The sequence below is a fragment of the Plantactinospora sp. B6F1 genome (genome assembly GCF_040120695.1).
Classification (GTDB): domain Bacteria; phylum Actinomycetota; class Actinomycetes; order Mycobacteriales; family Micromonosporaceae; genus Plantactinospora.
Genome location: NZ_JBEEAC010000014.1, coordinates 70,840 through 89,312, shown reverse-complemented (window position 1 = coordinate 89,312; position 18,473 = coordinate 70,840). Strand labels below are relative to the sequence as shown.

Sequence of the window (18,473 nt, the reverse complement as noted above, 5' to 3'; positions counted from 1 at the left end):
TCTGACACCGGGTCAGGCCGAGGCCGTGTCGCCGGCGAGGGCGTCGACCAGCCGGCGGCACGGCCCGGCGAGGTTCCACCGCTCGGCGAGCGCGACCAGCCGGTCGGGGTCGGCCGGCGCCGCCGGCAGGGTGGCGTCCAGCGGCGGCAGCGGCACGTCCAGCGCCACCCGGACCACCGTCGGCGCGACGGCCAGGTAGTCCCGGGCCGCGTTCAGCTTGGTCCGCAGTCCGGGGGCGAAGCCGGAGGACGGGTCGTCGAGCGCGGCGAGGATCCCGTCCAGGCTGCCGTACCGCTCGACGAGCCGGGCAGCGGTCTTCTCGCCCACGCCGGCCACTCCGGGCAGTCCGTCGCTGGGGTCGCCGCGCAGCGCGGCGAAGTCGGCGTACCCGGCGGCCGGCACGCCGTACTTGGCCCGGACGGCGGCGTCGTCACAGTCCTCCAGCTTCGCCACGCCCCGGCCGCAGTAGAGCAGCCGCACCGGCCGGCTGTCGTCGATGAGCTGGAACAGGTCCCGGTCGCCGGAGGCCACCTCCACCGGTGCCGGTGCGGTCGCGGCGAGCGTGCCGAGTACGTCGTCGGCCTCGTAGCCGTCCACTCCGATCGCCGGGATGCCGACCGCGGCCAGCAGTTCGAGGATCAGTGGCACCTGTGGGGAGAGGGTGTCCGGCACCACCTCGCCGCCCTCCGGCGCCACCCGGTGCGCCTTGTACGACGGCAGTAGCGCCACCCGCCAGGCCGGGCGCCAGTCGTAGTCCAGCGCGCAGACCAGCCGGTCCGGCCGGCGGGTGCGGATCAGTGTCGCCAGCATGTCCAGGAAACCCCGAACGGCGTTGACCGGGCTGCCGTCCGGCGCCTTGGCGGCCGACTCCGGGATGCCGAAGTAGGCCCGGAAGTAGAGGCTGGGTGCGTCGATGAGGAGCAGGGGGCGGCTGTCGTTCACCCGGACAGCCTGGCACAGCGCCGCCGGCCCCGGGCGCAGGCCCCGCGACGGCAGCGCCCCGGATCCACCGCTGGCGTACCAGCCGTCGGATCCGGGGCGCTGCCACCTGTCGCGCTGTTCGGGTGATCGGTGCCGGCCACCGCCGGGCCGGCGGGTTCAGCCCCGGACCCGGGTCTGGCGCAGCATCGGAAAGAGCGCGGCGGCGACCACCAGGTGCATCACGCCCAGCAGGACCCTGGTGTCGGCGGAGGCCAGATCCATACCGAGCGGCACGAAGGACAGCGCCAGGACCACGGTGGCGAGGGCGGCCCAGACCTGCCGGGCCCGGCGGGTGACGCGCTCGAGCAGGGCAAGACTGCCCCAGCCGAGCAGCCCGAAGACCGCGCTGATGGTGGCGATCTCGGTCAGGACCAGCGGGTGCGGCACCGGGTTGCCCGCGGCGCTGAGGACGAAGTCGGTGCCGAGGGTCCGTCCCGCGAGGTAGATGGCGCTGTTGACCAGCACGGCGGCGCCGACGACGCCGATCCGGAACCTCAGGACCCGACCCTTGCCGGCGGCGGCGACGGTCGGGGTGATCGGCTGGGCGGTGGTCAGGGTGGTCATCTCGAAACTCCTCGGCTGTCGAAGATCTGGTTTCCGGCTCGGTGGCGCCGGCCGGTACGAGAACTCTCGCACCGACAACTTCTCTTGTCAAGACTCTTCTTCTTGTCGGCTGGTTCGAGAGTCGTCAGGTCCGGCGATCCCCCAGGAGTGCCTTGAGCGCTGCCGGCATTGATCGCTAGGCTGGTGGCGCGCCCCGGATGGGCCGACACGATGGAGGCAGCAGCAACCTCAGCCGCCGCTGAGCCATGACGCGTTACCCGCGTCGCTTGCCGGTCGGGCCTGTCCGGACTTCCTTCTCACTTCTGTCCGCCGTGGGTGAACCCTGCGGCGGGCCGGGTGGGGTGGGGCGCCGGCTCGTGCTCGAACGGGTCTTCTCCGGTGGCCTGTCACTGCTTCCGTCCTCACTACCGACGACGAGAAGGACCCCCATGACCACCGACACAACCCGGACAACCGCCACCGCGCGGCAGGACGCCACCGGGATGGACACCACGGCCGCACGACGCGAGCACGCCGCGGGCGAACCCGACATCACCTGCTACCCAGCTGATCAGCGTTTTCCCGGCCGGCGGCCGGCGGTACTCGTGCTACCGGGCGGGGGATACAGATTCCACACCGAGCATGAGGGCGAAGGCTATGCCCGCTGGTTGAGCGGTGTCGGACTGCACGCGTTCGTCCTGCGGTACCCGCTGATGACCGACCACCGCTTCCCCGCACCGCTGGAGTCCGGCCGTGCCGCCCTGGAGTGGATCCGTAGCGGCGAGCACGGATTGGAGGTGGGTGAGCACGTCGGCGTCATCGGCTCGAGCGCCGGCGGGCACCTGGCCGGCCTGCTGGCCACCGGCACGGTGCTGTCGACGGAACGGCTGGTCTCGCCGCCGCCACGGCCGGACTTCGCGATCCTGGCCTACTCCCCAGCGGATCTGCACCTCCTGCCCGACGCACCGGTGGAGTGGATCCTCGACGGGCGGATGGAACTGCGCGAGGAGCTGTCGCCGGCCCGCAACATCGACGCTGAGACCTGTCCCACCTTCCTGTGGGCTACCGCCGAGGACCCGCCGGGGTTCCCGAACGCCCTCGCGTACGCCAGGGCGTTGTTCGACGCCGACATCCCCGTGGAACTGCACATCTATCCACGGGGATGGCATGGCCTCGGCCTGGCGAACGGAGTCGCCTACGGCGCGCACGGCGCCACCCACGTTCCGCACACAGCCCGCTGGGCCCAGGCATGCGAGGCGTGGCTCGACGCGGAAGGCTTCGTACAGACCGGCTGACCACAGGCGTCGACGGCCCAGGCCCGGGATCCGCCTCGGGGTATCGGTTCCGCTTCCGCATGACCACCACGGGGGAGGTCATCCGGAAGGCGGAGGTCGCGCTCCGGGTCGGTCCGGGGGTCGGTTCCACCCGAACGACCGTTAAGCTGGTGACGTGGGTTACGAAAACCTCTATCCGGCGCACCGGCTGGCGGCGACCCAGCAGGCCACCGCCGAAGCGGGACTGGATGCCCTGCTGATCCCGCCCGGCTCCGACCTGCGCTACCTGACCGGCTACCACGCGCACGCCCTCGAACGGCTCACCTGCCTGGTGCTGCCGGCGGGTGGTGAACCCACCCTCGTCGTACCGACGCTGGAGAGGCCGGCCGCCGAGGCGTCACCCGCGCCGGGCACGGGCGTACGCATCGTGGACCACCCGGACGGCACCGACCCGTACCCGCTGGTGGTGCAGGCACTCGGTGGTCCCGTCGGCGCGGTCGGACTCGGCGACCGGATGTGGGCCGAGCAGGTGCTCGCGCTGCGCGCCGCGCTGCCCGGCACCACCCAGCGGCTCGCCGGAGAGGTCCTGCGGGAGCTGCGGCTGCGCAAGTCACCGGCGGAGGTGGCGGCGCTGCGGGAGGCCGGTGCCGCGATCGACGCGGTGCACGCCCGGATGGCCGAGTGGCTGCGCCCCGGCCGGACCGAGGCACAGGTCGCCGCCGACATCTCGGTCGCCATCCGGGAGGCGGGCCACGCCACCGCCGACTTCGCGATCGTCGCCGCCGGCCCGAACGGCGCCAGCCCGCACCACGGCACCTCCGACCGGGTGATCGGAGTCGGTGAACCGGTGGTCGTGGACATCGGCGGGACGATGCCGTCCGGCTACTGCTCGGACGCCACCCGCTGCTACGTCATCGGCACCCCGCCGCCGGACTTCGCCGACTACTACCAGGTGCTGCACGCCGCCCAGCGGGCCGCGGTCGGGGCGGTCCGGCCCGGGGTCAGCGCGGCGGCGATCGACTCGGTGGCCCGCGAGGTGATCGCCGAGGCGGGCTACGGCGCCGCCTTCCTGCACCGCACCGGGCACGGGATCGGGCTGGACGGGCACGAGGACCCGTACCTGGTCGCCGGTAACGAGCTGCCGCTGGAGCCCGGCATGGCGTTCTCCGTCGAACCGGGGATATACCTGGCCGGCCGGCACGGCGCCCGCATCGAGGACATCGTGGTCTGCACCCCGGACGGGGCGGAGCGGCTCAACACCATTCCCCGGGAGTTGGTGCGGCTGTGATCGGGCCAGCGGTGCGCAGCGGACGCGACGAGCGAAGTGGGGGTACGCCGTGACCGTCGACCGGATCCTGCCCACCGACGAGGCGTACGAGCTGCTCGACCTCGTCACCGAACTCGCCGACCGGGAACTCGCGCCCCGGGCGGCCGACTTCGAGCAGCGCGGCGTGTTCCCCCGGGAACTGCTGCGCACCCTCGGCCGGGCCGGGCTGCTCGGCCTGCCCTATCCGGAGGAGTACGGCGGCGCGGCCCAGCCGTACGAGGTCTACCTCCAGGTGCTGGAAGTCCTGGCCAGCCGCTGGCTGGCGGTGGCCGAGGCGGTCAGCGTGCACACCCTGTCCTGCTACCCGGTGGCCGGCTACGGCGGCGAGCAGGTACGCAAGCTGCTGCCGGACATGATCGGCGGCGAACTGCTGGGTGCGTACTGTCTCTCCGAGCCGCAGGGAGGCTCGGACGCGGCGGCCCTGACCACCCGGGCGAGGCGGGACGGCGACGACTACCTCGTCTCGGGGACCAAAGCCTGGATCACCCACGCCGGCAATGCCGACTTCTACAACATCTTCTGCCGCACCGGCGGTCCCGGCGCGCGGGGCATCTCCTGCCTGCTCGCCGACGCCGGCACCCCGGGAATCGTCCCGCAGGCCCCGGAACGCACCATGGGGCTGCGCTCCTCGCCGGTCGCGCAGATCGCCTTCGACGGCGCCCGGGTTCCGGCCGGCCGACTGGTCGGCGCCGAGGGGGAGGGGTTTCGGATCGCGCTGTCGGCCCTGGACAGTGGCCGGCTGGGCATCGCGGCCTGCGCGGTCGGGCTGGCCCAGGCGGCGCTCGACTACGCGGTCGACTACGCCCGGCAGCGGGAACAGTTCGGCCTGCCGATCATCGACTTCCAGGGGGTGGGCTTCCTCCTGGCCGACCTGGCGACCCAGGTGTCGGCGGCCCGGGCGCTGACCCTGGCCGCGGCCCGACTGCGGGACGCGGGGCGGCCGTACTCGACCGAGGCGGCCAAGGCGAAGCTCTTCGCCACCGACGCCGCGATGCGGGTCACCATCGACGCCGTGCAGGTGCTCGGCGGTGCCGGCTACGTGGCGGACCATCCGGTCGAGCGGTACCTGCGGGAGGCGAAGGTGTTGCAGATCGTCGAGGGGACCAACCAGATCCAACGCCTGGTGATATCCCGCTCGCTGGCCCGCTGACCCGCGCCGCCCCCGGGATCGCCTGCCGGGGCTGCCGAGCCCCGTCCACCGGGCCTGTCGGCTGACGCGGCGGGCCGTCGCCAGCTATCGACCTGATAACGCGCGGCGTCGACGTGGCCGGTTCGGCGTCGTCCGGGCCGCGCTTTACCGGTAGGTTGCACGCCGTGGAGGAGACCGATCGGGCCATCGTGGCGGCCCTGGCCGCCGACGGCCGGCTGTCGTACACGGACCTGGCCGAGCGGGTGGGACTGTCGGTGTCCGCGGTGCACCAGCGGGTTCGCCGGCTGGAGCAACGTGGCGTGATCAAGGGGTACGCGGCACGGATCTCGTTCGAGGCGATCGACCTGCCGTTGAGCGCGTTCGTGGCGATCCGGCCGTTCGACCCGTCGCAGCCGGACGACGCACCGGAGCGGTTGGCCCACCTGCCGGAGATCGACTCGTGTTACTCGGTGGCGGGGGAGGACTTCTACCTGCTGCTGGTCCGGGTGGCCAGTCCGGTGGACCTGGAGCGGGTGCTCCAGGAGATCCGTACCGCGGCGAACGTCACCACCCGGACCACGGTGGTGCTCTCGATCCCGTACGAGAACCGCCCACCGAAGCTGCCGGCGGAGCCGGGGCTCAGCGCGGATCCGGGGGCGGCCCGGCTGCGGGCGCTCCCGCCGGACGCGGCGAGTTCCACCGCAGGATGACCGGGCGGCCGTGTTCGTAGCCGAGCACGGAGACCGTGGCGGTGTCCAGGCGCAGCAGCCCGCCGCCGCTGGCGGGTAGCCCGATCCAGCGCGCCCCGGCCACCCGCAGGCTGTGCCCGTGCGCCACCAGGGCCACGTCACCGGTGTCGAGCAGGGCGGTCGCCCTGGCCAGTACCCGGTCCAGCCGGGCACCGACCTGCTCCGGGGACTCGCCGCCGGGGCAGCCGTCGGTCCAGAGCACCCAGTCCGGGTGATCGCGGCGGATCTCGGTGGTGGTCAGCCCCTCGTACTGTCCGTAGTTCCACTCGCCGAGATCCTCGTCGACCTCCGTCACCCGCAGCCCGGTGAGTTCGGCGGTGCGCAGGGCCCGTCGGCGGGGACTGGAGAGGACGGCGGAGAAGGCTCGCCCGTCGAGTTCCACGGCCACCTCGCGGGCCTGCCGCTCGCCGTCCGGGGTCAGTTCCAGGTCGGTGTAGGAGGTGTGCCGGTGGCTGGCACTCCAGCTGGTCTCGCCGTGACGGATGAGAACGATCTCGGCCATCCGTCCAGTCAACCATCCCGACCGGGCGTCACGCTCAGGCTAGCGTCCTAGGATGCCTTACGGGTTGTGACCTGGTCAGGGGGAGCCGCAACGCGCAGCCACGACGACAGACCCTCCGGCTATGCGGCTTTTATGCCTGCTCACGAGGCCTGGGCCGATTAGGCAGGTTTCATTACCTGTCGGTCGGGCATCTCAGTTGCGGCCAGCCGCCACGAGCGGAGCCATCGAGGTGAGGAGTGCGACATGAGCGCCATGGACAAGATGCGCCACAAGGCGGAGGAGCTGAAGGGCGCCGCCAAGGAACGGATGGGTGACCGGACCGACAACGAGCAGATGCGCGGCGAGGGTGCTTCCGAGCAGATGCGGGCCAAGTCGAAGCAGGCCGGCTCCAACATCAAGGAAGCCGGCCGCAACGCCAAGGAGTCGTTCGACCGTTGACGGTCGTCCGCCCCTCAGCCGGCGTGCTGAGTGCCGTGCCGGGCCCACCAGGCCCGGCCGGCCTCGGGCAGGGTGTCGATCGGGTCGTAGTAGGCGTACCGCCGGTCCAGTGCGGCGTGGTCCGCCGACTCGATCGAGGTGCGGTAGTTCTTGGTCCAGTACGAGATGCCGCGTTCGCGGTCGTACTCGGTGACCATGTGCACCCAGCGCTTGCCGACGAAGGGTACGTCGCAGACGATCCGTGGGGTGGCGTAGCCGGGCAGGTAGCCCATCATGTCGTGCTGGAGGCGCTGGGCGTGCCAGACGGGCACCCGCCAGTGCTCGGCGTTCGGGATCATGTCGCACATGTAGAAGTAGTACGGCAGGATGCCGGCTTCCCCCTGGAGCGCGAAGCAGAGGTCGAGCAGGTCGGTGGCGGTCGCGTTGACCCCGCGCATCAGCACCCCCTGGTTGCGTACGTCGCGGACGCCGACCTCCAGGGCGGTCTGCGCGGCCCGGGCGACCAGCGGGGTGAGCGACTGGGCGTGGTTGACGTGGGTGTGGATGGCGAGGTTGACGCCCCGGCGTGCGGCGGTCCGGGCGACGCGTTCGAGTCCCTCCACCACCTCCGGCTGGAGCCAGTGCTGGGGGAGTCCGGCGAGTGCCTTGGTGGCGAGCCGGATGTCCCGGATCGTCTCGATCTCCAGCAGCCGCATCAGGTACGACTCGAGGTTCCGCCACGGGACGTTGGCCACGTCGCCGCCGGAGACGACGACGTCCCGGACGCCGGGGTGGGCGCGCAGGTAGTCGATGTGCGCGTCGTACCGGTCGACGGGCTTGAGACGCAGTCGGAGCTTGTCGACGGTGGGGGTGGAGTTGCCGACGAGGTCCATCCGGGTGCAGTGCCCGCAGTACTGGGGGCAGGTGGAGAGTAGTTCGGCGAGGACCTTGGTGGGGTAGCGGTGGGTCAGGCCCTCGGCGACCCACATGTCGTGCTCGTGTAGCGAGTCGCGGGTGGCGTACGGGTGGGAGGGCCAGTCGGTGCGCCGGTCGGTGCGCAGCGGCAGCATGTAGCGGCGGATGGGGTCGGCCCGGAAGGCGTCGGTGTCGATCGGGCCGTGCGGAACCATGGTGTTGAGCATCTGTGGCGGGACCAGCATCGACATGGTGGCCTGGGTGGCCTGGTCGGCGGTGAGGTCGGCGTAGCAGTCGTCGTCGACGGTGTCGCCGAGGACGGCGCGGAGCTGCTTGACGTTCTTGACGCAGTTGGCGCGCTGCCACTGGGCGGATTCCCACTCTTCGCGGGTTGTCTGGCGCCAGCCGGGGAAGCGGGTCCAGTCGGGTTCGATTAGGGCGCGGCGGCGGTATTCGTAGGGCTGGCCGGTGGGCGCCTGGGCCGGGCCGGGCTGTGCCGGTTCGGTGGGGTTGCGGGGGGCGAGCACGGCGGTTGCCGGTTCGGCCTGGGTCACGGCGCCTCCTCCGGTTTCGGGTGTCGGTTTCGCGGGGTGTCGGTGGGTCTGGGGCGGGGCCAGTCTGGGCCTCGATCTCGAACGCTACTGGAAGATTTCCCGCCTAGGAAATATCCTGCCGTAAGTTTTCCTGTTCAGGGCGGGTTGGATTGATGTCCCGTCGGCGTCGGGAGGGGGCAGCGGTGGGGGCGACACCGGGAGGTACGGCGGCGACGTCGGCGGTCGGGCTGCGCCGGGTGGTGGAGCCGGCCGGGGTACTGCCGCAGGCGGCGTACCGGCTGGACGCCCGGAGCGAGATCGCCGCCGACGAGGTCCGGATCCGGGTGGAGCGGCTGAACCTGGACGCGGCGAGCTTCCGGCAGTTGTCGGAGAAGCACGGTGGGGATGGCGCGGCGGTCCGGGCCGAGGTGCTGGAGATCATCGGCGAGCGCGGCAAGATGCACAATCCAGTCACGGGATCCGGTGGGATGCTGGTCGGCACGGTCGACGAGGTCGGCCCGGAGTCGCCGCTGCCGGTCAGCCCGGGCGACCGGGTGGCGACGCTGGTCTCGCTCACCCTGACCCCGCTGGCGGTGACCGACGGCCTCGTCGACTGGGACGGCCGTTCCGAGCAGGTGCCCTGCACCGGGCACGCGATCCTGTTCGCCCGCTCGATCGTCGCCGTGCTCCCGGACGACCTCGACCCCCGGCTGAGTCTGGCGGTCTTCGACGTCTGCGGTGCGCCGGCGCTGACCGCCCGGACGGTGCGCGGCTACCGGGCGCCGCGGGTGGCGGTGCTCGGCGGGGCCGGCAAGAGCGGCTCGCTGGCCCTGGCCGCCGCCCGGCAGGCGGGGGCCGGCCGGACCGTCGGGGTGGTGCCGGTGCCGGCCGAGCGGGACCGGCTGGCCGACGCCGGGCTGGCCGACGCGGTGGTACTCGCCGACGCCCGGAACCCGGTGGCGTTGGCGGCGGCGGTGACGGGTGCGCTGGGTGGACCGGCGGACGTCACCGTGGTCTGTGTCGACGTGCCCGGCTGCGAGCACGGGGCGATCCTGGCCACCGCCGGGGGTGGGACGGTGGTCTTCTTCTCGATGGCCACGAGTTTCGCCTCGGCGGCGCTCGGCGCGGAGGGTCTGGCGGCCGACGTGACGATGCTGATCGGCAACGGCTACCTGCCGGGGCACGCCGAGTATGCGCTGTCGCTGCTGCGTACGGTGCCCGGAGTGCGCGCGCTGTTCACGGACCGACTCACGGCAGACTGAGGCGATGACGAACCCCTCGACTCTCTACCGTGGCGGCCGGTTGTACTGTCCGGCCGATCCGCAGGCGACCGCGCTGCTGGTCCGGGACGGCCGGATCGACTGGCTGGGTGCCGATGCCGACGCTCCGGCGGCCGACCGGGTGGTGGAGCTGGACGGCGCGCTGGTGACGCCGGCGTTCGTGGACGCGCACGTGCACGCGACCGATACCGGGCTGGCGCTGTCCGGGCTGGAGCTGTCCGGTGCGCGGTCGGCCGCCGATGTCTGTGCGGCGGTCGCCGGGTTCGCGGCGGGGTTGCCGGCCGACGCGGTGGTGTTGGGGCACGGCTGGGACGAGTCGGGCTGGTCGGACCGGCGGGTACCGGAGGCGGCGGAGCTGGACCGGGCGGCCGGTGGCCGGCGGGTGTATCTGTCCCAGGCGTCGATCCATTCGGCGCTCTGCTCGTCGGCGCTACTGGCGGCGGCGCCGGAGGTGGCCGGTGTGCCCGGTTTCGACGGGTCGGGATGGGTGCGCAGGGACGCGCACCACGTGGTGCGGGAGCTGGCGTTGGGTTCGGTGACCGACGGCCAGCGCCGGGCGGCGCAGCGGGTGGCGCTGCGCCGGGCGGCGTCGTTGGGGATCGCGGCGGTGCACGAGTGTGGTGGGCCGGAGATCTCCGGCGAGGCGGATTTCACGGCCGTACTCGGCCTGTCCGGTGTCGACGGTCCGGAGGTGTACGGGTACTGGGGTGAGCTGATGGGGGCGCAGCGGGCTCGCCAGTTGGGTGCCGTCGGTGCCGGTGGTGACCTGTTCGCGGACGGGGCGCTGGGGGCGCGTACGGCACACCTGTCGGTGCCGTACGAGGACGGCGAGCCGGGGGCGTGCGGGTACGGGTATCTGACCTCGGAGCAGGTCCGGGACCATCTGCTGGACTGTGCGGCGCACGGGGTGCAGGGCGGGTTCCATGCGATCGGGGACGCGGCGATCGCCACGGTGCTGTCCGGGTTCGCCGGTGCGGCGCGGGTGCTCGGGGTGGAGCGGTTGCGGGCGGCCCGGCACCGGGTCGAGCATGCCGAGATCATGGACAAGCGGTTGATCGCCGGTTTCGTCGAGTACGGGATCGTGGCGAGCATGCAGCCGGCGTTCGACCGGTTGTGGGGTGGCGAGCGGCGGATGTACGCGTCGCGGCTCGGTGTGCGGCGGGCGCTGGAGTCGAATCCGATGGGTGCGATGCACGGGGTCGGGGTGATGTTGGCGTTCGGTTCGGATTCGCCGGTGACGCCGCTGGATCCGTGGGGTGCGGTGCGGGCGGCGGTGGCGCATTTCAATCCCGCGCAGCGGATGGGTCTGCGGGCGGCGTTCGCGGCGCACACCCGGGGTGGTTGGCGGGCGGTGCCGACGGGGGCGGGTGGCCGGGATCCTCGGCTGACCGAGGGGGTGTTGGTGCCGGGTGCGGCGGCGACGTTCGCGGTCTGGTCGACGCCGGCCGGGGTGGACGGTGGGTTGCCGGTGCTGGTGTCGGCGGATCCGGAGGAGCGGGGGCCGGACGATCCGACGCCGTTGCCGGGGTGTCGCCGGACGGTGCTGCGCGGTTCGGTGATCTTCGACGGGGAGGAGGCGTCGTGACGGGACGGTTGGGGTCGGGCGATGGTGCGGGATAGCGGGTCGGGTGGCAAGTTGGCGTTGGATCCGGTGCTGGTGGGCCGGGCGCGGGAGTTGGCGCGGCTGGCCGGGCGGCCGGTGGTGGAGTTGGCCCGGAGCCATACGACGGTGTCGGTGGAGCGGGCGGTCTTGCGGCTGGCCGGGATCGGTGGTGCGGATCCGGACGGGATTCCGTGGGTGAACCGGTTGGTGGACGCGGTGGTCGCGGACGTGGGGCTGGCGCACGGGGTGGCGGTGCCGGTTTTCGACGCGCTGCGGCGGGAGTTGGGTGCGGTGCCGGCGGGAACGGATGTCGGTGCGGCGGTGACGCTGCTGGCGCAGAAGGCGGCGGCCGGGTCGGTCCGGTTCGAGGTGCCGGCGGGTCGGGCGGCGGGGTCGGCCCGGGCGGCGGCGCGGCGGGCGGTCGGTGCGGGGCTGCGCCGGATCGACCGCAGTCGGGCGGAGCGGGACCGGATGGTGCGCCGGCACGGTGATCCTCCGCGTCGGCCGTGGATCTATCTGATCGTGGCGACCGGGGACATCTACGAGGACATTCCGCAGGCGCAGGCGGCGGCTCGGGCGGGTGCGGACGTTATCGCGGTGATCCGGTCGACGGGGCAGTCGTTGCTTGACTATGTGCCGGAGGGGGCGACCCGGGAAGGGTTCGCCGGCACGTACGCGACGCAGGAGAACTTCCGGTTGATGCGGGCGGCGCTGGACTCCTCGTCGAAGGAGTTGGGCCGGTACGTGCGGTTGACCAACTACGCCTCGGGCCTGTGCATGCCGGAGATGGCGGTGTTGGCCGGCCTGGAGCGGCTGGACATGATGTTGAACGATTCGATGTACGGGATCCTGTTCCGGGACATCAATCCGGTGCGGACCTTTGTGGACCAGCGGTTTTCCCGGCAGGTGCACGCCCGGGCGGGGATCATCATCAACACCGGTGAGGACAACTACCTGACGACGGCGGACGCGGTCGACGAGGCGCACACGGTGACGGTGTCGCAGCTGCTCAACGAGTACTTCGCGCACGAGGCGGGGTTGCCGGACGCGCAGCTGGGGTTGGGGCACGCGTTCGAGATCGACCCGGATCTGCCGGAGTCGTTCCGGTTGGAGTTGGCGCACGCGTTGTTGGCCCGGGAGTTGTTCCCGGACGCGCCGCTGAAGTGGATGCCGCCGACCCGGCACATGACCGGGGACGTGTTCCGGGGCAATCTGCTGGACGGGTTCTTCAATCTGGTCGGGACGATGACCGGGCAGGGGATTCTGCTGGTCGGGATGATGACCGAGGCGGTGGTGACGCCGTGGCTGTCGGATCGGGACATCGCGCTGCGCAACGTCCGGTACGTCCTCGGTGCGGCTGGCGGGTTGCACGAGGATTTCGTGCCGGCGCCGGGCGGGTTCATCCAGCGGCGGGCGGCGACGGTGTTGGGTGAGGCGGTGGCGCTGCTGGAGCGGATCGCCGGCGGCGGGTTGTTGCCGGCGATCGCGGACGGCACGTTCGGAATCACGAAGCGGCCGGCGGACCGGGGTCGGGGACTGTCCGGGGTGGCGGCGCATGCCGAGGACTACTACAACCCGGCGACGGAGCTGTTGGAGGCGGGGTCGTGAGCGGTGGTCCGGTGGTGCGCCCGTACGGGGACGCCACGGGGGACGGGATGGTGCAGGTGTCGTTCACCCTGCCGGTGCCGCATGACAAGCGGGCCGAGGGGGCGGCGTTGCAGTTGGCGGCGAAGATGGGGCTGGATCCGGCGATGCTGGTGCACGCCCGGTCCCTGGGTGACGGCTTCACGTTCTTCGTCGTCTACGGCCGGGTGAACCATCTGGTGGATCTGTCGGCGGTGCGGGTGGTGGAGCGGGACTATCCGCTGCTGTCGGCGAAGGAGGTCAACGGCCTGATTCGGCGGCGGCTGCGCCGCAAGCTGTCGGTGCTGGGTGCGTGTATCGGCACCGACGCGCACACGGTGGGGATCGACGCGATCCTGAACGTGAAGGGGATCGCCGGGGAGAAGGGCCTGGAGTACTACCGGGAGTTGCGGGTGACGAACCTGGGTGCCCAGGTGAGTGTGCCGGACCTGGTGGCGGCGGCCCGGGCGGAGCGGGCGGACGCGGTGCTGGTGTCGCAGGTGGTGACGCAGCGGGACGCGCATCTGCACAACGTCCGGGAGATGTCGGCGGCGTTTCGGGAGGCGATGCCGGCCGGCCGGCGTCCGCTGCTGGTGGTCGGCGGGCCCCGGTTCGACGAGTTGATGGCCGAGGAGCTGGGCGTGGATCGGATTTTCGGCCGGGGGACGACCCCGGGTGAGGTGGTGAGCTATCTGGTGCACCGGTTGGTGGCCGGCGGCGGGGGTGGCCGGGACGGGGTGGCGGCGAGTGGTGGCCGGGGTCGGTCATCGGGTCGCGGAGCGGAAGGGATGGGCGGATGACCGGGCGGGACGTGGCGGCGGATCCACGGCTGGGGCTGACGGTGCTGCACCGCCGGTACGTGCCGTACTCGCATGCGCACTATGCGGGGAACCTGGTGGACGGGGCGTACGTGCTGGGGTTGTTCGGTGACGTGGCGACCGAGGTGTGTATCCGGACCGATGGTGACGAGGGGTTGTTCGCCGGCTACGCGCAGGTGCGGTTCGAGGCGCCGGTCCGGGCCGGGGACGTGCTGGAGGTGGCGGCGACGGTGGTTCGGGTCGGCAGTCGCAGCCGCACCTGTGAGTTCGAGTGCCGGGTGGTGTGCCGGGGGCGGCCGGAGTTGGGCGGGTCGGCGGCGGAGGTGCTCGATCCGCCGGTGGTGGCGGTGACCGCCGTCGGGACGGTGGTGGTTCCGGCGGCCGAGTCGGCGGGGCCGGCCGATGGCGGGCCCTGGTAGCGGTGGGCTCGTACGCGGTCTGCGCCGACGTCGGTTCCACCTGGACCAAGGTGGTGGTGGTGGATCTCGCCGACGGCGAGTTGCTGGCCTCGGCGTCGCGCCGGACCACGGTCGGCACGGACGTGTTGCACGGGCTGGACGCGGCGGTGGCGGAGGCGACGGCGGGGTTGTCCGGGGCGGCGTCGGCGCCGTGGTATGTCTGCTCGTCGGCTGGGGGTGGGCTGCGGCTGGCGGTTCTCGGCTACGAGGAGCTGGTCACGGCTCGGGCCGGGCACCAGGTCGGGTTGTCGGCCGGGGCCCGGGTGGTGCACGTCGGGGCGGGGCGGCTCGACGGTGCGGGGCTGGCGGTGTTGCGGGCGGCCCGGCCGGACGTGGTGTTGCTGGTCGGTGGGACCGACGGCGGTGACGCGGAGGTGTTGACCGCGAATGCGGGGCGGCTGGCCCGGGCGCGCTTTCGGGTGCCGGTGGTGGTGGCCGGGAACGCGGAGGCGGCCCCGGCGGTCCGGGAGGTGTTGGCCGGGCGGGGGGTGCCGGTGACGGTCACCGGCAATGTGCTGCCGTCGATCGGCGTACTGGCGGCGGGGCCGGCCCGGGCGGCGATCCGGGAGGTGTTCCTGCGGCATGTGATCGGCGGCAAGCGGTTGTCCCGGGGTGGCCGGTTCGCCCGGCTGGTCCGGGCGGCGACCCCGGATGCGGTGTTGACCGGGGTGGAGTCGCTCGCCGACCAGCTTGGCGGGGACCTGCTGGTGGTCGACGTCGGCGGGGCGACCACCGACGTGTACTCGGTGCTGGTGCCGGACGAGCGGGCGGGTGGTCCGGGCCGGCCGGCGGCCGGGACGCTGTGGCGGGCCCGGACCGTCGAGGGTGATCTGGGGATGCGGTGGAGTGCGCCCGGGGTGGTGCGGGCGGCGGTGGCGGAGCGACTGCTGTCACCGGGCGAGGAGGGTCCGTTGGCGGCGGTGGCGGCGACGCTGGCGGCCGAACCGGGCCGGCTGGTGGTAGACGACCCGGAGCGGGTGGCGGAGCGGCGGATCGCGGCGCTGGCCGCCGTGGTGGCGGTTCGCCGGCACGCCCGGGGTGGTGCGGCGGGGCAGCCGGGGCGGGACCTGCGGGACGTGCGGCTGCTGGTCGGCTCCGGTGGGGTGTTCCGGCACGCCGGGTCGGTGGCGGCCGGGGCCGGGCTGCTCGACGGGGTGTTGACCGACCACGGCGGTGGCTGGGCGCTGCCCCGGTCGGCCCGTACGGTGGTCGACCTCACGTACGTGTTGGCGGCGGCCGGGTTGTTGGCGGGGCCGCATCCGGTGGCGGCGGCCGGGCTGCTGCGTCGGCACCTGTTGGCCGGCGGAGCCGGCTGCCGGCCGGTGTCCGGCGGGCAGCCGGGAGATGAACCGGATGGGTAGCGGCGCGCCGGCTCCGACACGCCGCCGGATCCGGACGACTGGCCGGGGGCGGTTGACAGTGCCCGGGGGGTACCACGTACCGTCTTTGAGTCCTACCAACGGGAAGCGGCTGTTGTTCGCTTCGTCCCTTCGTCCGCTGGCCGAGCGGCATGTGTTCGTGTCGTCGCAACGGCCAGGTCCAGCGGGCGGGGGTCGGCGGGGCGGCGCGAACCGGCTGCGGTTACCGGTGCTCGGGCAGGGTTTTGCAGGCGGCCAGTAGACAACGGCTCGACGGGAACAGCCAGTTCACGTCCGGTCGGTCCGAAGGTCGTGTTGTGCGCCCTACCACACCGGCCGGGGAGGGCCTGGGAGCATCGGGGCGCGGCCTGTCGGTCGCGCCCCGATTTTCGTTCCGGCCCGGCCGGTAGCCTTCTCCAGGTGGTCTCACCGGCACTCCGGCCGGTGGCGTTCGAGAAGACGTGAGGCGCGCGTGACAGTGGTGACGGCCGAGCCGACGGAGACTGCCGAGGGTGGGGATCGGCCGGCCGGGTCGACCGCGCGGCCGCTGCCGCTGTGGCTGGCGCTGCCGGCGGCGGTCGGTGCGGGGCTGGTGCTGCTGGTGGCGTTTCCGCCGTACGGGGTGTGGTGGCTGGCGCCGGTCGGGGTGGCGCTGCTGTCGGTGGCCGTGCACCGGCGGCGGCTACGGGCCGGGTTCGGGCTCGGCACCGTCGCCGGGCTGGCGCTGTTCCTGCCGATGCTGAGCTGGACGAATCTCTACACCGGTAATGTGCCGTGGCTGTTGTTGTCGGGGTTGCAGGCCGGCTATCTGGGGCTGCTGGGGCTGGCGTTGGCGTTCACCGGTCCGCTGGTGGATCGGTTCCGCTGGTCGTGGCCGCTGGTCACCGGGGTGTTGTGGGTGGCGCAGGAGGCGCTGCGGGACCGGACCCCGTTCGGCGGGTTCCCGTGGGGGCGGCTCGGGTTCAGCCAGGGTGACTCGCCGGTGCTGCGGCTGGCCGCGTACGGGGGTGCGCCGCTGGTCACCTTCGTGGTGGCGGTGGCCGGCGGGCTGCTGGTGGTGGCGGTGTGGCGGCCGTGGCGGGTGCTGCCGGTGGCCGGCTGGCTGGGTGGGGCCGGGTTGGTCGCCGGGGCTGCGGCGCTGGTCGCGGGAGGGCTGCTGGTGCCGTTGGCGGGCGCCGGGGCCGGCACCGTCCGGGTGGCGATCGTGCAGGGCAATGTGCCCCGGATGGGGCTCGACTTCAACGCCCAGCGGCAGGCGGTGTTGGACAACCACGCCGAGGCCACCATCGAGCTGGCCCGCCAGGTCGCCGACGGCGAGGCGGAGCAGCCGGACCTGGTGGTCTGGCCGGAGAACTCCAGCGACGTCGACCCGACCCGCAACGCGTCGGCGGGGCTGCGGATCTCGCAGGCGGCGGACGCGGTCGGGGCGCCGATCCTGGTCGGTGCGGTGCTGCTCGGTCCGGACGAGGGGCAGGTGCGCAACGCGGGGCTGGTGTGGCTGCCGGGTACCGGCCTGGACCGGTCGCAGATGTACATCAAGCGACATCCGGTGCCGTTTGCCGAGTACGTGCCGCTGCGTGACATCGCCCGGCAGGTCAGCAAGGAGGTCGACCGGGTCCGTAACGACTTCGTCGCCGGCACCGAGCCGGGGGTGTTGCGGGTCGGCGGGGTGACCCTCGGCGACGTGATCTGTTTCGAGGTCGCCTACGACGAGGTGGTCCGGGACACCGTGACCGGTGGCGCGCAGGTGCTGGTCGTGCAGACCAACAACGCCACGTTCAACGTTGCGGAGGCGGAGCAGCAGTTGGCGATGGTGCGGCTGCGGGCGGTGGAGCACGGCCGGGAGGCGTTGATGGCCTCGACGGTCGGTGTTTCCGGGTTCGTCGGGGCCGACGGGCGGGTAACCGGGGCGACCGGGTTCAACACCAGGGCGGTGGTGACCCGGCAGATGCACCTCGGGGAGGGCCGTACGGTCGCCACCCGGGTCGGCCTGTGGCCGGAGATGGTACTGCTGGCCATGGCGGTCGCGGCGCTGGCCGCCGCGACGCTGACCCGCCGGCGTCCGCTTCCCGGGGTCGGTACGGCGACGGCCGGCGACCCGGCGGATGCGGAGGAGCGGTGAATGAGTCGACGGATGACCGAAACGGCTATCCGGGGGTGGGCCGGGTCCTGGTGGTGGTGCCGACCTACAACGAGGCCGACAACATCGGGTTGATCGTCGACCGGGTGCATCGGGCGGCGCCGTCGGTGGAGGTCCTGGTCGTCGACGACAACAGTCCGGATGGCACGGGTGCGATCGCGGACCGGATGGCGGAGGCGGACGGTCGGGTGCATGTCCTGCACCGGCCCGGCAAGCAGGGCCTGGGTGCCGCCTACGTGGCCGGGTTCGCGTTCGCGGCCGGGCGCGGCTACGACGCCGTGGTGGAGATGGACGCCGACGGCTCGCATGCCCCGGAGGAGCTGCCCCGGCTGCTGGACGCGGCCCGGGACGCGGACGTGGTGATCGGTTCCCGCTGGATGCCCGGCGGCCAGGTGGTGAACTGGCCGTGGCGCCGGCGGTTGCTGTCCCGGGGCGGCAACCTCTATACCCGGGTGGCGTTGGGGATGCCGTTGTCCGACGCGACCGGCGGGTTCCGGGTGTACCGGGTGCCGGCGCTGGCCCGGCTGGACCTCGACTCGGTCGCCTCGCAGGGGTACTCGTTCCAGGTGGAGCTCTCCTGGCGGGCGCACCGGGCCGGGCTGCGTACGGTCGAGGTGCCGATCACGTTCGCCGAGCGGCAGCGGGGGGCGAGCAAGATGAGTCCGGTGATCGTCGGTGAGGCGTTGTGGCGGGTCACGCTCTGGTCGGTGGCGGACCGGCGGGTGGCGCCGGGCCGGTCCCGTCGGGGCACCGCCGGCGACCAGCGGCTGCGGTGGCCGTGACCGGGGGCGTGTCATGCTGGAGGTACGGGGTTTGCGGGCCC

General features: G+C 72.8%; 16 protein-coding genes and 1 pseudogene. 13 read left to right on the top strand and 4 right to left on the bottom strand.

What is annotated here, in order from left to right; genetic code table 11:
• Nucleotides 1-12 precede the first annotated feature (12 nt).
• Together ABNF97_RS19165 and ABNF97_RS19160 are read right to left on the bottom strand one after the other, a co-directional pair.
• Entirely contained in the window at nucleotides 13-942 is a 930-nt protein-coding gene (locus tag ABNF97_RS19165; protein ID WP_130463041.1) for a 5'-3' exonuclease H3TH domain-containing protein, read from the bottom strand.
• Between the two features lie 156 nt (nucleotides 943-1,098).
• On the bottom strand, nucleotides 1,099-1,545 hold the full coding sequence (locus ABNF97_RS19160; protein ID WP_349339315.1) for a DUF6069 family protein: 447 nt from the start codon (nucleotides 1,543-1,545) through the stop codon (nucleotides 1,099-1,101).
• A 428-nt stretch (nucleotides 1,546-1,973) separates the two neighbouring features.
• Between ABNF97_RS19160 and ABNF97_RS19155 the strand changes: the two genes are divergently transcribed.
• From ABNF97_RS19155 to ABNF97_RS19140, 4 genes are all read left to right on the top strand, one after another.
• On the top strand, nucleotides 1,974-2,819 hold the full coding sequence (locus ABNF97_RS19155) for an alpha/beta hydrolase (RefSeq protein ID WP_349339314.1): 846 nt from the start codon (nucleotides 1,974-1,976) through the stop codon (nucleotides 2,817-2,819).
• A 154-nt stretch (nucleotides 2,820-2,973) separates the two neighbouring features.
• The gene (locus tag ABNF97_RS19150) at nucleotides 2,974-4,086 is read left to right on the top strand and encodes a M24 family metallopeptidase (RefSeq protein WP_130463039.1); all 1,113 of its coding nucleotides are present in this window, start codon (nucleotides 2,974-2,976) and stop codon (nucleotides 4,084-4,086) included.
• Nucleotides 4,087-4,135: 49 nt separating this feature from the next.
• On the top strand, nucleotides 4,136-5,275 hold the full coding sequence (locus ABNF97_RS19145; RefSeq protein WP_130463038.1) for an acyl-CoA dehydrogenase family protein: 1,140 nt from the start codon (nucleotides 4,136-4,138) through the stop codon (nucleotides 5,273-5,275).
• Nucleotides 5,276-5,439: 164 nt separating this feature from the next.
• Nucleotides 5,440-5,964 carry a winged helix-turn-helix transcriptional regulator gene (locus tag ABNF97_RS19140; protein ID WP_130463037.1) on the top strand — a complete coding sequence of 175 codons (525 nt, stop codon included), beginning with the start codon at nucleotides 5,440-5,442 and terminating at the stop codon, nucleotides 5,962-5,964.
• Here the strand turns inward: ABNF97_RS19140 and ABNF97_RS19135 are convergent.
• Nucleotides 5,894-6,505, bottom strand: coding sequence for a histidine phosphatase family protein (locus ABNF97_RS19135; RefSeq protein ID WP_349339313.1), 612 nt, complete (start codon nucleotides 6,503-6,505; stop codon nucleotides 5,894-5,896). The two genes, ABNF97_RS19140 and ABNF97_RS19135, sit on opposite strands and share 71 nt — an antisense overlap.
• 243 nt (nucleotides 6,506-6,748) lie before the next feature.
• Between ABNF97_RS19135 and ABNF97_RS19130 the strand changes: the two genes are divergently transcribed.
• Entirely contained in the window at nucleotides 6,749-6,943 is a 195-nt protein-coding gene (locus ABNF97_RS19130) for a CsbD family protein (RefSeq protein WP_130463035.1), read from the top strand.
• A gap of 14 nt (nucleotides 6,944-6,957) precedes the next feature.
• On the opposite strand, the gene ABNF97_RS19125 is transcribed toward ABNF97_RS19130, so the two are convergent.
• Nucleotides 6,958-8,364, bottom strand: a complete 1,407-nt coding sequence (locus ABNF97_RS19125; RefSeq protein ID WP_349339360.1) for a KamA family radical SAM protein — start codon at nucleotides 8,362-8,364, stop codon at nucleotides 6,958-6,960.
• A gap of 179 nt (nucleotides 8,365-8,543) precedes the next feature.
• Between ABNF97_RS19125 and kdd the strand changes: the two genes are divergently transcribed.
• The 8 genes and pseudogenes from kdd (at nucleotide 8,544) to ABNF97_RS19085 (ending at nucleotide 18,432) form a co-directional block, all read left to right on the top strand.
• The gene (gene kdd, locus ABNF97_RS19120) at nucleotides 8,544-9,632 is read left to right on the top strand and encodes an L-erythro-3,5-diaminohexanoate dehydrogenase (RefSeq protein WP_349339312.1); all 1,089 of its coding nucleotides are present in this window, start codon (nucleotides 8,544-8,546) and stop codon (nucleotides 9,630-9,632) included.
• 4 nt (nucleotides 9,633-9,636) lie between these two features.
• On the top strand, nucleotides 9,637-11,235 hold the full coding sequence (locus tag ABNF97_RS19115) for an amidohydrolase (protein ID WP_349339311.1): 1,599 nt from the start codon (nucleotides 9,637-9,639) through the stop codon (nucleotides 11,233-11,235).
• 21 nt (nucleotides 11,236-11,256) lie between these two features.
• A complete protein-coding gene (gene kamD, locus ABNF97_RS19110) occupies nucleotides 11,257-12,861 on the top strand; it encodes a lysine 5,6-aminomutase subunit alpha (RefSeq protein WP_349339310.1) in 1,605 nt (534 codons plus the stop codon).
• Nucleotides 12,858-13,586: pseudogene (gene kamE / locus ABNF97_RS19105) on the top strand (lysine 5,6-aminomutase subunit beta); the annotation flags it as partial. The gene kamD and the pseudogene kamE, both read left to right, overlap by 4 nt.
• Nucleotides 13,587-13,672: 86 nt before the next feature.
• Entirely contained in the window at nucleotides 13,673-14,113 is a 441-nt protein-coding gene (kal, locus tag ABNF97_RS19100; protein ID WP_130463031.1) for a 3-aminobutyryl-CoA ammonia lyase, read from the top strand.
• Between the two features lie 2 nt (nucleotides 14,114-14,115).
• Entirely contained in the window at nucleotides 14,116-15,513 is a 1,398-nt protein-coding gene (locus ABNF97_RS19095) for a glutamate mutase L (RefSeq protein ID WP_349339309.1), read from the top strand.
• Between the two features lie 478 nt (nucleotides 15,514-15,991).
• Complete coding sequence (gene lnt / locus ABNF97_RS19090) at nucleotides 15,992-17,632, top strand: apolipoprotein N-acyltransferase (protein ID WP_349339359.1); 1,641 nt, start codon at nucleotides 15,992-15,994, stop codon at nucleotides 17,630-17,632.
• Nucleotides 17,629-18,432 carry a polyprenol monophosphomannose synthase gene (locus ABNF97_RS19085; RefSeq protein ID WP_349339308.1) on the top strand — a complete coding sequence of 268 codons (804 nt, stop codon included), beginning with the start codon at nucleotides 17,629-17,631 and terminating at the stop codon, nucleotides 18,430-18,432. Before lnt ends, ABNF97_RS19085 begins: the two co-directional genes overlap by 4 nt.
• The last annotated feature ends 41 nt before the right edge of the window (nucleotides 18,433-18,473 follow it).